The sequence below is a fragment of the Paenibacillus darwinianus genome (assembly GCF_000598065.1).
Lineage (GTDB): Bacteria > Bacillota > Bacilli > Paenibacillales > Paenibacillaceae > Paenibacillus_I > Paenibacillus_I darwinianus.
Genome location: NZ_KK082171.1, coordinates 93,338 through 107,056, shown reverse-complemented (window position 1 = coordinate 107,056; position 13,719 = coordinate 93,338). Strand labels below are relative to the sequence as shown.

The window sequence follows — 13,719 nt, the reverse complement described above, 5'->3', positions numbered from 1 at the left end:
AATGCCCTTTTGAGGGTTCTTTGGCATGCACATTCTTGAAATCAGCTTTCATACCTGCCATTTCATCGACATATCCGCCTCATTCACCCCTCATTCGGACTCAGAACCCTGCTTTATTTCCGAGCCTCTATTATAAACTTGAATCTTGCGATTTCTTGAACAGGAGGGTGCAAATGGGCAGACCTGTAGACCTGTAGACCTGTAGCGTTAGCCGTTGCATCAGGGTTTAGGCTGGCAGCCTGAGATGCCTGAGGATGTCGAAAAGAGGCTTCTTCTCCAGGGCTTTCTGATACACATAGACGATGATCTGTCCGAAGAACTCTTCCCGGATACGTCGTACGACGTCACCAAGCGTCAAATCTGTTTCGCCCCGCATCCCTTCCAAACGCTGGTATTCATGAAAATTTTGCGTCAAGAATTGGATGGCCCAGAACCGCTGAATGCCGGTAAAGGAAAGCAATTGGTATTGGTCAAAGCCCAGCAACTCCTTGAAATAGCGATACCCCGTCTCGATGTTCCAGCGTATGTGATAGTTACGCTGAATCGTAACAAGATCCAGCGACACATCCGTACAGAGGAGACAAACCTGCGGTTTGCTCGAAGCGGTGTAGTCATCTTTCCAGGACAGCAGCAGCTTGACGTTCTCAATTTCGCTGACCGGTCCCTCGTAAGGGTAACCCCGGTACACGCCCTGACCCTCCACGGTTACGGAGTGGAGATCGGATTTACGGATGGATTTGTCCTTCTTGCAGCAGGTGTCGTCGACAATGAGGAACACAAGCTTATTGGCATCGCCTTCCTTCAAGCGTTTGTTCTCGATCCGATCCACGATCCATTGTAGGCGTCTGCGTTGCATCCGGTTGACACACCAAGGGGAATGATTCAAAAAATTCGTCGCATTGCTCAGGTGACGATCGCCTCGAGCGGCATTTCGGATTTGCGTCATATTCTTACGTCCCGCACACAGAATGATGCCGTGGACGAGGGTAAACAGATGGCTGAGTTGCGGTTTAGAAAATTCCAGCTTCAGGGCCAAAATGAACTTGACGATGGGCAAGCAGAGGGATACCATGGAATTGGGACACCTCCTCTTCTTGGAAATTGTGGTGTGGTAACCGACAATTTCTCTATCCAAGGGCGATGTCCTTCTTCTGTTCATTCGTTCGACGGAGCTTCTAAATTTCTGGCTCTTAGTGACTTACATCGACGGTAATATTTTCGCAACTCTCAAGATATAAAATTAACCTGCAGTTCTTTACATTTTACGCCTATAATTTTATACATTTATGATAGCGCTTACAATTATAATCGAGCATTAGACGAATATAATAGGCGAGGTCGGAAAATAACACACCTTCTCACGTGCCGCCGCCGCCCCGCATGAAACATTCGAAAGCGGTAAAACACGCTCAAAAGAATATGGAAAATGAAAATCCCTTTCCTATTCCAATCAGCGAAACCCGGTTCCCTCTAGGAAAACCTTTTCAAAATATAAGGGAGACAGTATGCCCTGGTGGATTATGTTGATATAATTGCTGTAATTCAGAAGCAATAGCGGCCACAAGTTTAAAAAATACACGAAGGTGTATTATATTGCTGTTTGATTTACCGAGAACGTTCGTCGGATTTCATTTCAACTTGTCGTTGCCCATGATCATGCTGAAAGGGGCCGGTCGGCAATTGGTCGATTCCCATGACTACGTCTGGAACGGGCTAAACCGTCCGGAGGAGCAATGTATGTTCCAATATTCGATCAGCGGGCAGGCGAGCTCGAGCACAAAGGAAAAACGTACAAGGTCAAAAGGGCGACGCCTTTATCGTTGAAATCCCGGACGACCATTGTTACCACCTGCCGGCTTGCTCCGACCACTGGGAAGTGTTGTACCTCGAATTCGATAAGAATGCCCTTCTCTTATGGCGCCAGATTGTTGCCATGAGCGGTCCGGTGCTGTCGATTCCGGACGATTCCGCCGTATATCCGATCATGTGCGACTTATTTCGCAAGGCGGTCAAGGATGACATTCATCATGTTTACGAAGACGACAAGCTTGCTTACGCGTTTATCATGGAGTTGATTTGCCTTGCCCACCGGCATCAGGCTAACCAGCACATGACGTGCAAAATCGATCTGTGCAAACGCTATATCGACAACCATTTTGCCGAACCGATCGGGTTGAACGAAATGGCTTCGGCCGTTCAATTGTCAAAATATCACCTATCGAGGGAATTCGAAAAAAAGGTCTGCGCCTCTCCGATCCGCTATTTAACCGAGGTGCGTCTGGAAGCCGCGACGAAGCAGTTGCTTTCTTCATCCGAAAACCTGGAAACGATTGCGAAATGTGTCGGATTTTCGAGCAGCAATTATTTTCTGAAAGTATTTACGAAATACAAAGGGCTCTCCCCCACCCAGTTCCGCAAAAAAGGCAATGCGTACGAGGTTACCCGGGTACTGCGGACTTGAGCGATGTTGAGCGCAATTGGTCTTCTGCCCGATACCGAATCCGCCCGCTTCACGTACAATAGACAATCCGACATCCTGACGGGAGGCACAAAAGCATGAGAGCGGTTGTGACGGGGGGAGCCGGATTCATCGGCTCCCATCTCGTGAATGAGCTGGTCGCTAGCGGCTTCGAGGTTCATGTGATCGATAATTTAAGCGCGGGCGACGTACGCCGCGTCCATGCCCAGGCGGCACTTCATACCGTGGATATCCGTGAAGCGGACGCCCGGGAAACGATAAGGTCGGTGAAGCCCGACACCATTTTTCATTTGGCCGCGCAGGCCGATGTTCAGCGCTCGATCCTTCAGCCGGAGTTCGATGCGGACGTGAATGTGATGGGAACGCTGAATGTGCTCGAGGCCGCCCGTGACGCCGGAGTCCGCAAAATCGTTTTTGCATCCACCTCGGGCGTGTACGGCGATTTGCAGAAAGACCTTCTCGTGGAGGACGACCCGACCCGACCGATTTCCTTTTACGGATTATCGAAGCTGGCGGCGGAGCACTATATCCGCTTGTATCATCAGTTCTTCGGAACGGCATACACGATACTCCGCTACGGCAATGTGTACGGCCCCGGCCAGACGGCCAAAGGAGAGGGCGGCGTAGTGGCGGTATTGTTGGATCAAATCGGTAAAGGGCAGCCCCTGTCCATCAACGGCAACGGGGAGCAGACCCGTGATTTCGTCTACGTGAAGGACGTCGTTGCCGCCAATCTGGCCGCCGTCCGACGGGGAGACGGGGAAACGGTTCATATCGGCACCGGATCGCGGACGCCGGTCAACCGGCTGGCCGGCATTCTTGGAAATCTGCACCACAGCGCTGTGCAGGTTGTTCATCGTCCGGCGAAAGCCGGGGATATCCTTCACAGCTGCCTGGCCAACGACAAAGCCCGTAATCTGCTGCAGTGGAAGCCGGATTACGACATCGAACAGGGACTACGAGAAACTTACCTGTACCGTTTCGGCCCGAGCCCGGGGAACCCCCATTGATCAAGAACTGTCCAATAGGGCGAAGCATCATCCCGATAATACTGATCCCTGCAGCGAGTAGGGACCGGTGATCACGGCGCGCGCTTCCGATGAGCGGACGCTCAAGTAATACACATGCTCGGACCGGCTGCACAGCACCGTGCAGCTCTCAGACGTCAACGCCTTCTCGAAGCAGGTTTCGAGTGTCCAGTAAACAACCGGCCCTTCCGGCGAATGCTCCCGCAGGATCACCTCGAGCTCGCCCGTATCCCAGTACGCAGGCTTCACCCAACCAATCTCCGGTTTGAGTACGATCCGGTCTTCGGGGGTTAGGCCGTCCATATAAACGGAAGTCAGCACAATCTCGGCCGCGCCTGCGGGAAACGGCGCGAAGCCGCCTGCGGGAGCACCGGTCTTCCGGCTGTATTTTGTTGTCATGCGCGTGCAGTCCTTTCAAATGGAATTCAGCATCTGGATGAAATGATGGGCGTATAGATGCCGGTTAAACCCTGCCTGAACATGCTGCACGGCTGCGGCGCGGATGCTCTCCCGCAGCGTGGTGTCGTCCATCAGCTCACGCGCTTCCGCAACGGCATGGGCAATATCGCCGAGCACATAAAACTTGCCGGTCACATTATGGAAAACCGAGGTGGAGACGCCGTCGGAATCGGTCGTCAGCACCGGACACCGGCAGCTCATCGCCTCCAGAATCCCGTAAGGCGCCCCCTCCACCTTCGAGGTCGACAGCAGCAAGCCTCCCGAATCCCCGACGGCTGACAAATAATATGGCATGTCGGCATTCGGCACATTCGAGCGAATCGTCAACCGGTGCCCCAGCCCCAGTTCTGTAATCAACGGCAGGAATTGCTCGCGTTCCGCGGGGACGGAAATGTTGGGATCCTCGAACATCCAAAGCTGCAGGTCCGGATAATAACTGGACAATTGGCGGCCGATATGCAGAAACTCTCTCCAGTTCTTGTTGTCTTCGATCCTTCCCATCCAGGCGATGATCGGGTGCGGCGGTTTGGCCGTCGCATGGTAGGCGAACGATCCCGCGTCAAAGCAGTTATTGAAATGAAATGGAGGGATATGCGGAAATAGCTCCCGGAACAGGGCTGCGATATGGGGGGTATTCGGATTCAGGAGCGCCGAGGCGTGCGCGCTGACAATCGGTACGGCGGACGTCAGCTGCGCTCTGGCCACCTCCTTCGGTCCGTAGCCCTGGATTTCCAGAATCAGCTTGCCCGAATAACCAAGCAGCCGCAGCCGCTCTAAGCTGCCGTGATCGGTAGTGACGACGACGGCCCCGTAATTTCCCGAGTCCAGAATATGCTTGATGGCAATATCGTCCCTCGTCACATAAACCGGGAAATCCGTCGCGTTCTGCATCCCTGCACCCCACTGGTAATACAGGCAGTGTCCGTTGATTCCGTAGTCTCTCAATGACCTGCACCGAAGGCGATTTAACGTTTCCACCCCTCCGCTAGGCACATAGTACACGAACAGCACATTCACCCGTCGCGCCTCCCGTTAGTGGCTTCTTGTAAAATTTTCCTGCGTAAGCAAAGCGACCAATGCCCCGCTGTTATAGGCGGCCACGTTTACGCCCAAGGTGTGATAGTGGTTGATATTGGTCACCAGAAGCAGGCTGAAGGGCATGTGTCCCGTCATAATATCCGGGATTGTCGTCACCGCGCCCGCCGCCAAATGGAACAGGTTGACATGAAACACCCCGAAGAGATTATATCCGTGGAAAAGGACATCGTACTCCTCTGCCCCGATGTTGATAATGGTCAGGTCGACCGACTGGATGTATTGCGAGTCGATGGCCGTGTGCGGCGCGGCCTCCAGACGAAGTATGGACATATGGGAGATTCCCCTCCTGAGGTATGGACTTTCTGCTAGTCTATGATTCATTACGATAAACGTAAGGGCATACGATCCGGGAACACCGCACAAATGCGCCGCCCGGTCGCATTCATCCAAGCAACGGAGCCTCCGTTCGCATTCAATAGATAGAATCTATTTCTTCATGCGAGGAGTGAACCTGTTGAAACTAACGGAGCTGAAGGGCTCTTACGACGCCATCTACAGTCTGGGCGACCTTTGCCTCGCGGCCATCCAGCTTGAGAAAAACGGCTTGCGGCCGTTCGCCGGTCCGCTGGACTGGATGTCCTCTCCCAATCTGACGGACGTCAACCGGCTTCTTGCGAACCGGTTTGCCGGATTTATGGACTATCACAATCTGTCGGTGGTAGGGAAGGCCAGTGAGCGGCTGTATCTCGTCAGGGAGTCGGCTTACAACGTTTATTCCAATCATGATTTCTTCACCCACAACAATTTCCCGCCCCATCTGGCCGCCTATCCCGAAGTGAAAGCCAAGTACGACCGACGGGTCGCGCGTTTTCTGGAAAAAACCACAACTGCCGAATGCATTCTGTTCATCCGCACGGTGGGCACCTGGGAGCAGGCGACCGCGCTCGAGGCGGTCCTGTCCGCTCTCGTCGTCCACGACTTTCGGGTGCTGCTCGTCAACCACACCGCTGTCCTCGGTCTTGTTGAAGATGACTGTTCTCTCCCCAACGTATGCGCCGTACAACTACCAGACAATGAAATTTGGAAAGGCCACGACCGCATCTGGACGGAGCTGCTGACGGGCATCCGGCTTAAAGAGAACTGATGCTGCAGCAGCAAAAAGGCACGCCGCAGCGAATAGAGGCCTCGCCTGAAGCGAGGTCCCTCCCCCTTTTCCAAATGATTCAGCACATCCTTGCAGGTGACGAAATCGAAGCTGTTGCGGCGTAATGTCCACCCCGTATTAGTGTGCAATAAACGTAATGACCGGAAGGTCCGGAACCTTGTACTCCTTCGGCAGGGAAGCGAATATCCGGTTCCATACCCCATAATCGACAGCGACCTCCGGATTGGAGGTTTGGACAACAAATATCCGGTTGTACAAATCCCCCGTCACCGTAAAAGGCCTGTTCTCCATCACGCCTCTCCTCCTTATCCCGATTGGGCAAGCGCTGCAGCATAAATCGCAAGCAGCCGGTCGATCATCCTATCCAACGACCAATGCTCCGTTCCCCACGCCTTGGCGTTCCGTCCGAGCAGAAGCCGGTAATCCTCATGCTCCAACAGCAATGCAAGCTGTCCGGCCAAGGTCGGCGCGTCACGCACGGGCGAAATCAGGCCGGTTCTCCCGTGCTCCACCATTTCCGGCAGCCCGCCCGCGGACGAGACCAGCGGCGGAACGCCGGCGAACTGCGCCTCCATCACCGAAAACGGCTGATTGTCCTGGATGCAGGAATGGACAAAAATATCCGACTGCGCCAGCAACGCGGGAACATCATGCCGCTCGCCAAGGAACGTGACGTCGTCGCAGAGGCCCAGGCTTGCCGCCTGGCTCTCCAATTCCGCCCGGTCGTCGCCGTCGCCGACGATCAAGCAAACCCAGTCCTGACGGCTTTGCTTCAACATGGCCAGGGCGGAAATCAATACATCGATCCCTTTCACAAAAACGAGCCTTGCCGGACAGATAATGACCTTTTTCCCTGCGGGGCGTATAAAATCGGTGCCGCTTTGCACCTTTTGCCAAAAAGCGCCCGCGTCCAGCCCATACTGGAACGAGGTAACCTGATACTCGGGGACGCCGAATTCATGCACCAGCTTCTGCTTCTGCCAGTTGTTCGCGGTAATCGTTAATGTGGTGGAGGAAGCCCCGTAATACTCAATGGAGCGGAAATATTTCCAGGCCAGGGACCCCTCGTGGATGCCGAGCCCGGGATTCCGGCGAAAATGCGTCATCATCTCGTCGGCGACGGAGCCGTGGATATGGGCGATGAGCGGCGTTCGCTTCGGCTTCACCCGGCTCATGGCGCGGGTCGAGAATATATCCTGCGTGTGAATGATATCGTAGCGGTCAAGACCGAAAAACGCGGCCGCAAGCTCCATGCAATAGCGGTCGATTTCATAATGACGCACTGTGTTATCCGCGTGCACCAGGGGAGCATTCACGCCGTTCAGCTTGGAGAAAAGCAAGGGCAATACCGCATTTTTGGGCAGCTCCATTCCCCGGTTTACGATATGGTACTTCGTATAATCGGGACTGTTGCCCATGATATCCACTTCGTGGCCCAACGCTTCAAGACGCCGCTTGATCTGCTGCATAAAATTCCAAACACCGCCGACGTGCGGAACAAGCCAGAAAGTGGCCAACAATATTTTCATGCCGTCCTCCTCATTACGTTATCCGCCGAGCTGCGCAATCAGACCGTTCATTTGGCTCTTGTAAGAAATCGCGAACCATCCTGAACTCAGGCGAGTACTACAATATATTAAGCCAGCAAAAAAATGCAAACGACATGTGCCCCCCAACAATCGCACAAATCGAACGGCCGTTGCGAAATCTTGCGGAAACCTCCGGTTTAGTGTTTGAGTTCCGCCTGTCCGGGTTATTAAAAGAGTATAAGACTGTGTCAGTCAGCTATCCCCCCTGAAACCGATAAAGGCATACCTGCCGAAAGGCAGGGACGCAAAACCTCAGGCCTACGGAGTCAAATCATTCTATGGCGGCTGGGTTACCGAAAGATGCCGGATGGAAAATCCATCACCTTTTGGTGATGGATTTTTCATCCTTCGGTCACTTATTGGATACGCTTACAGAAATCTTAGGCGCCAAAGCTGTTTTTATAGCCGACACAGAAGGTCCCCTCCATCCGATACTGAGCATATGGAGCATGGATGAAAAATCTCCTGCTGATGGATCGCCCCTCTCCGCGCCGACGGTTTACAGCAAATTGATTAGCGAGTGCAAAAACAACGTTATCATCGACGATATCAGCTCGCATCTCCTGGCGAGCAGCTTTATCGGCGTCCCGGTCGTCCTGCCCGACGGTCGTCGTTGCGGCACGATATGCTCGATCAGCACAGACCGGACGTTCACCGGTAAGGACTCCTTTTTCCTTGAAAAAGCGGCGAAATCTTTAGCCTGCTTAATTGAAATGGAGGATATAATCGCCTATGACGAATTGACGGACCTTTATAAACGGGGCTATGCGGAAACGCTCTTCCGGCACACGGCGCATTGGTCCTCGTTCGCTGTCGCGTTTCTGGATTTAAACGATTTCAAACGGATTAACGATACCTATGGACATGAATTCGGGAATGCGGTGCTCCAGCATGTGGGAGCGACCCTGAAGCGTTTGTCGGCCAATGGAGCGTTCGTCCCTTGCCGTTATGCGGGAGATGAATTTCTGGCGATATTCCCCGCCTACAGTGAACAAGAAGATGTGCTCCTGGCGCTCGAGTGCATTCTCTCCGAGCTGTCCACCCCCGTCTCCATCCTGTCCCAAAACTTTACCGTGAGCGCATCGATCGGTGTATGCTTTGAAGCCGACAGCCTGCATGCTTATATCGTTAGCGCGGATTCTGCCATGTACCGGATGAAACAAACCCATAAACAAGGGATCGCCGTATCCGGAAGCGACAGCTATGAATGGATCCCCAAATCCGGATAAAACAACGTTCTAGTGAAGGATCGCCTAAGCAGACGGCTGATAGCTTTTATCGCAGGTGTCAGCGGATAAAATACAGCTTGGCTAACGGAACCTCCTCGAGCGGCTCGCAGGCAATCCGCTCGCCGTCGATTTCGACGCGGTACGTTTCCGGATCAACGGTAATATTCGGGCAGTAATCATTGCGCACCATATCTTTTTTGCCTAAGCCGCGCGTGTTTTTTACCGGCACGAATTTTCCGGCGGAAGCCGGAAGCTTGCCCGCTATTCCCTTGTCAATAGCCGCCTGGTTTACAAATATGTAGGAAAGACTGTTCGGATTGCTGCCGAATGCACCGTACTGCGGACGATACATAATCGGCTGGCAGGTCATAAGCGACGCATTCGCCTCCCCCATGGTCGACCATGCGATGAAGCCGCCCTTGATGATCGTCTCGGGCTTCGCCCCGAAAAACGTGTTCCGCCAAAGCACGATATCGGCCAGCTTCCCTGGCTCCAGTGAGCCCACATACTGCTGGACGCCGAACACCGTCGCCGGGTTGATCGTATATTTGGCAAGATAACGCAGAACCCGCCTGTTGTCGTTGTCTTCGGTCTCCTCCGGCAGCGGCCCTCTTTGCTGCTTCATCTTCGAGGCCAACTGCCAGACGCGCATGACGGTCTCGCCGATCCGTCCCATTCCCTGCGAGTCGGAGCCCATGATGCTCACGGCGCCCATGTCATGCAGCACGTCCTCGGCCGCTATCGTCTCTTCCCGCACCCGCGAGTCCGCAAAAGCGACATCCTCTGGCACCGCCGGATTCAGATGATGGCACACCATAATCATGTCCTGGTGCTCGTCAACGGTATTGACCGTATACGGATTCGTGGGATTGGTCGAAGACGGGATGATATGCGGACATCCGACGACCTTTAGAATATCCGGCGCATGTCCGCCTCCCGCTCCTTCCACATGGTAAGCATGGATCGTTCGTCCCGCGATCGCTTCCAGCGTATCGTCCACGAATCCGGATTCGTTCAAGGTGTCCGTATGAATCTGCACCTGAAAATCCATTTCATCCGCCACCCGCAGGCAGTTATCGATAACGGCCAGCGTGCTGCCCCAATCCTCATGGATTTTCAGCCCGATCGCTCCGCCTTCTATCTGTTCGACCAGCGCCGCTTTCTCGCTGGAATTTCCTTTGCCGAGCATGCCCATATTCATCGGAAACGCCTCGAAGGCGGCAATCATCCTTTGACGCCGACGATTTTACCTTCCTTGATGCCAATATCCCCCTTGACGATGCCGAGAATCGGATCCATGACGATGACGTTCGTGATGACAAAATCAAGCGCGCCCTCCGCATTCGGTATGCTGGATTGGCCCATCCCGTCGCGCAGCGTTTTGCCGCCGCCGAACACGGACTCATCGCCATAGTGAGGCGCGTTGTAATCCTTCTCGATCTCGATCCACAGCTCCGTGTCCGCAAGGCGAAGCTTATCCCCGGTTGTCGGTCCGAATAGTTCCCCGTAATGCTTTCTGCCGATCCGCATCGTCAGCCGCCCCCTTCTCCCTCTTGCCGCTTGTCCCCGCCTTGCGGCATGTACCCTTGTCGTTGAGCGAGCCGGATAGCCGCAACACGAACGGCTTCGTCGTTCAGATCGCCCATCGTCAATCCGTTAAAGCCGATCAGGCTGCCGCGTCCGCCATAGCGGACAAGTTGCACTTCCTTCTCTTCACCGGGCTCAAAGCGGACGGCGGTTCCCGACAAAATGTCAAGATGCATGCCGAACGCTTGCTCCCGGTCGAACACTAGCGCTTTGTTCACTTCGAAAAAGTGAAAATGAGACCCTACCTGGATCGGGCGATCCCCTCGATGATGCACCCGAATGACGGTTCTCGGGCGTCCCGGACGAAGCTCGATCATCTCGTCCTTATACCGGATCGCTCCGATTTCATTGTGTTTGGCAGTCATGATCCGCCCCCTCCGTCACATGGTCAAATAGTTTTCGGCTTCCAGCTCCTTGCGTGTCGAGAAGCGGATGGGATCGTGAACCGTAATCAGCTTTGACCCGTCCGGAAACATCCCTTCCACCTGGATCATGGGCATCAGCTGCTCGACGCCTTCAAGCACATCCTCCTGAGTCAGAATGTGGGAACCGAACGCGATCACGTCGGTGAGACGCTTTTCTCCCCCTCTGGCCTGCTCCAGAAGCTCATCGCAAATCACCGCCACCGCTTCCGGATAATTCAGCTTCACGCCGTTCCTTAATCTTCTCCGCGCCAGCTCTGCGGCGGTATAGATCGTCAGTCGCTCATTCTCCCTGGGAGTCAGATGCATGGCAATCACCACTCTCGACAGATTTAATGGGTCCGGTCAGGACATGCACAACCGGGTATAAATCGTTTCATGCTCCATGGCTGCGATCTCCATGCCCGGAGCGAACGTATTGACGTCGGCCAGCGACAAGGCTCCATAATCGATCGCCAGCTCGTTTATGCGCCGGCTCAGCCGGAACAGCATCAGCTGCGATTCGTTCTGACCGAGCGGCATGATCCGCGTCGCAACCGATACCAGCGATGCAAGCCCCGAATAAAGATAGGTTTGCAGCATTTCATCAGGCGGCAATTCCATCATGGCCGCCGTCATTCCGTAGGCCACCGCGTAATGATAGGCCAGACTCGGCTCGAGCAGATCCGAGTAAGCTTCCGGCGGCTGCCCCTCATAGAGATTTCTCACCCCGAGGAGCAGCGAACGTCCCGTTTTCACGCTTGCGCCATGCAATTCTCTTGCCGGCTTTGAAGCCGAGCAGACGTCCTGCAGCATTTCCAGAGCCGCCGCATCCTGCCTGCGCGCCGCTTCATAGGCTTCCTTGACGAACACGAGATCCGTGTGGATGTAAACCTCCAGATACGACAGCAGAATCCGTTCGACATCAGCCGCGGTTCGAATCCGGCCGGAATGAATATACGTCTCCAGCCCGTAGGAATGGTTGAAGCAGCCTGTCGGGAACGTTCCTCCGGCCAGCTGCAGCCAAGTAAGCAGATGACCCGTCTTCTCATTTGCGGATATAAGGCAGCTCCTCCTTCAGCATCAGCGGACGCAACCGGGACCAAATGCGCTCGAAGCCGTTTTTGACCGCTTCGTATTCCGAGCTGAGCGCCTTTACCGTTATCACTCCGCTTGGATGAAGCGAGCATCCGGCCCGGAAGCCGTCCCGCTCGAACTCGGCCAAGCATTCCTGCACCGCCTTCAGCGCAACGCCGCTTTCATGGCTCGCATACATATACAAATTGCCCCAGTGCGTGTAATGCTCCAGATAACCCGGACGGCCGGGACGCAGCATGCCGCCTTCCAGCCGGTAATTCTCCCATATGGCAAGCTTGCCGTCGATTCGTATCTCGAACCGGTTCTCCAGCCGCCGGAATTCAAAAATCTCGCCGGCATGCTTGCGTCCGCCTGCATACATCTCGCAAAACGCAAACCCCGAATCCCGCTGCGCATCGATCCGGGTGACCGTCTCCAGCGAAGTGTCCCTGAAAAGCATGCTCTCCTCCGGAAAAAACTCCAGGCTCGCTCGGCTCCCGATGCTGAAATGCTGCGCCACCCGCGCATCGCCGTTCGGCATCGTATAACACTTCGCCGTCGAAGCGTTCGTCAGATATAGGCGCGCGCCGTCATCCACCCGGATGTTGTACGCCAGGCTGTCTCCGGCCAGCATGCCGCCCGCGGTATCCAATACGTATACGAATGCGGTGCCGATCTCGTCCAAATAGAAGGGCCGCAATATTTTTAGAGGAAATAAATAATGCATCCGGGAGATGAAGCTCCTGTCTCTCCGGTTGACCGCGATGACCAAATCCAGCTTCCCCCGCATGCCGCCCCTCCCTGAGCCGTTATTCCATCACATTGGAATGCACAAAAGTGATCCCGTCCCGGCTCGGTAAGTAACGCGCGGTAAAGATTCCCGGCATGCCGCCTGCAGGCCGCTCCATCAACAGTTCGGCCAGCGGCACCTCGATATGGGACCGGAACGCCCGTTTCAGCGCTCGCGCTCCGAATTTCTTGTCGTAGCCTTTGACCGTCACGAAATCTCTTGCCGCCTCTTCCAACTGCAGCATGCATTTATGCTTGCGCAGCCTGGCGTTCAACTGATCCACGAGCACGCCCGCAACCTGCTCCAGAACGGGCCGAGCCAGCCAATTGAACGTTACGATATCGTCGATCCGGTTGATGAACTCCGGCCTGAGCGCCTTCTCCAGCCTGCGCATAACGATACGCTCCAATAACGTCTGCTTCCGCCGGAGCCAGTTGGCCGGATTCGCGTAGTGCGACAACAGCACCGGCATCGAGGACGGCTGCTTGTCGGTGAACCGGTAAATGTCCGAGGCCGCCAGATTGCTGGTCATAAAAATGATGCTGTTGCGGAAATCGATCACCTTCTCACCGCTCGCAATCGTCATCATGCCGTTGTCGAAAATGTTCAGCAGCGTCAGCAGCACCTGCGGCCCCGCCTTCTCGATTTCATCGAAAAGCACGATGCCCGGCTTGCTGAAGCTGCCCTCGATTTTGTCCTTATCGAGGATCGTCGAGCCCTCTTTGCTTCCCACATAGCCCGGCGGCGCGCCGGTTAGCGCGGCTGCATAGTGATCCTGGGCCAGCGTATTCATATCCACCCGGCAAAAATGGTCCCGCGAGCCGTGTATCGCCTCGGCCAGCGTGCGAACGATCTCGGTTTTGCCGACGCCCGTCGG

15 protein-coding genes, 1 pseudogene and 1 riboswitch are annotated in these 13,719 nt (G+C 54.8%); of the genes and pseudogenes, 4 read left to right on the top strand and 12 right to left on the bottom strand.

Annotated elements, in window-relative coordinates:
• Positions 1-226 precede the first annotated feature (226 nt).
• On the bottom strand, positions 227-1,135 hold the full coding sequence (locus BG52_RS14915; protein WP_190287519.1) for a transposase: 909 nt from the start codon (positions 1,133-1,135) through the stop codon (positions 227-229).
• Between the two features lie 798 nt (positions 1,136-1,933).
• Between BG52_RS14915 and BG52_RS10150 the strand changes: the two genes are divergently transcribed.
• Both BG52_RS10150 and BG52_RS10145 read left to right on the top strand, forming a co-directional pair.
• Positions 1,934-2,461, top strand: coding sequence for a helix-turn-helix domain-containing protein (locus BG52_RS10150; protein WP_144340788.1), 528 nt, complete (start codon positions 1,934-1,936; stop codon positions 2,459-2,461).
• A gap of 95 nt (positions 2,462-2,556) precedes the next feature.
• A complete protein-coding gene (locus tag BG52_RS10145; protein WP_036584156.1) occupies positions 2,557-3,489 on the top strand; it encodes an NAD-dependent epimerase/dehydratase family protein in 933 nt (310 codons plus the stop codon).
• 27 nt (positions 3,490-3,516) lie between these two features.
• On the opposite strand, the gene BG52_RS10140 is transcribed toward BG52_RS10145, so the two are convergent.
• From BG52_RS10140 to BG52_RS10130, 3 genes are read right to left on the bottom strand one after another with little or no spacing between them, the layout of a single operon-like run.
• A complete protein-coding gene (locus tag BG52_RS10140; protein WP_036584154.1) occupies positions 3,517-3,906 on the bottom strand; it encodes a hypothetical protein in 390 nt (129 codons plus the stop codon).
• Between the two features lie 15 nt (positions 3,907-3,921).
• Positions 3,922-4,983 (bottom strand): glycosyltransferase family 4 protein, encoded by a 1,062-nt coding sequence (locus BG52_RS10135; protein WP_036584152.1) that lies wholly within the window; start codon positions 4,981-4,983, stop codon positions 3,922-3,924.
• A gap of 15 nt (positions 4,984-4,998) precedes the next feature.
• Positions 4,999-5,334: a hypothetical protein gene (locus BG52_RS10130; RefSeq protein ID WP_036584150.1), complete on the bottom strand. Its 336-nt coding sequence runs from the start codon at positions 5,332-5,334 to the stop codon at positions 4,999-5,001.
• 184 nt (positions 5,335-5,518) lie between these two features.
• Here BG52_RS10130 and BG52_RS10125 point away from each other — a divergent pair, with 184 nt between their 5' ends.
• Complete coding sequence (locus BG52_RS10125) at positions 5,519-6,148, top strand: DUF1796 family putative cysteine peptidase (RefSeq protein ID WP_036584147.1); 630 nt, start codon at positions 5,519-5,521, stop codon at positions 6,146-6,148.
• Positions 6,149-6,286: 138 nt separating this feature from the next.
• Here BG52_RS10125 and BG52_RS16115 read toward each other — a convergent pair whose 3' ends face one another.
• The gene (locus tag BG52_RS16115; protein WP_190287520.1) at positions 6,287-6,463 is read right to left on the bottom strand and encodes a hypothetical protein; all 177 of its coding nucleotides are present in this window, start codon (positions 6,461-6,463) and stop codon (positions 6,287-6,289) included.
• 11 nt (positions 6,464-6,474) lie between these two features.
• Positions 6,475-7,698 (bottom strand): glycosyltransferase family 4 protein, encoded by a 1,224-nt coding sequence (locus BG52_RS10120; protein ID WP_036584140.1) that lies wholly within the window; start codon positions 7,696-7,698, stop codon positions 6,475-6,477.
• 269 nt (positions 7,699-7,967) lie between these two features.
• Positions 7,968-8,056: riboswitch (cyclic di-GMP riboswitch) on the top strand.
• Between the two features lie 151 nt (positions 8,057-8,207).
• Here BG52_RS10120 and BG52_RS10115 point away from each other — a divergent pair.
• Complete coding sequence (locus BG52_RS10115; protein WP_190287518.1) at positions 8,208-8,987, top strand: GGDEF domain-containing protein; 780 nt, start codon at positions 8,208-8,210, stop codon at positions 8,985-8,987.
• Positions 8,988-9,045: 58 nt separating this feature from the next.
• Here the strand turns inward: BG52_RS10115 and BG52_RS10110 are convergent.
• The 6 genes and pseudogenes from BG52_RS10110 to BG52_RS14910 all read right to left on the bottom strand — a co-directional run.
• Positions 9,046-10,523 (bottom strand): annotated as a pseudogene (locus BG52_RS10110) (urease subunit alpha).
• Positions 10,520-10,939, bottom strand: a complete 420-nt coding sequence (locus BG52_RS10105) for an urease subunit beta (RefSeq protein ID WP_036584137.1) — start codon at positions 10,937-10,939, stop codon at positions 10,520-10,522. The pseudogene BG52_RS10110 and the gene BG52_RS10105 overlap by 4 nt, the downstream one beginning before the upstream one ends.
• A gap of 15 nt (positions 10,940-10,954) precedes the next feature.
• Positions 10,955-11,305 (bottom strand): urease subunit gamma, encoded by a 351-nt coding sequence (locus BG52_RS10100; RefSeq protein ID WP_036584136.1) that lies wholly within the window; start codon positions 11,303-11,305, stop codon positions 10,955-10,957.
• A gap of 36 nt (positions 11,306-11,341) precedes the next feature.
• Positions 11,342-11,917: an urease accessory protein UreF gene (locus tag BG52_RS10095; protein WP_223298979.1), complete on the bottom strand. Its 576-nt coding sequence runs from the start codon at positions 11,915-11,917 to the stop codon at positions 11,342-11,344.
• A 106-nt stretch (positions 11,918-12,023) separates the two neighbouring features.
• Complete coding sequence (locus tag BG52_RS10090; protein ID WP_036584133.1) at positions 12,024-12,842, bottom strand: urease accessory protein UreD; 819 nt, start codon at positions 12,840-12,842, stop codon at positions 12,024-12,026.
• A 19-nt stretch (positions 12,843-12,861) separates the two neighbouring features.
• The coding region (locus BG52_RS14910; RefSeq protein ID WP_051602310.1) for an AAA family ATPase at positions 12,862-13,719 on the bottom strand (858 nt) is incomplete at its 5' end.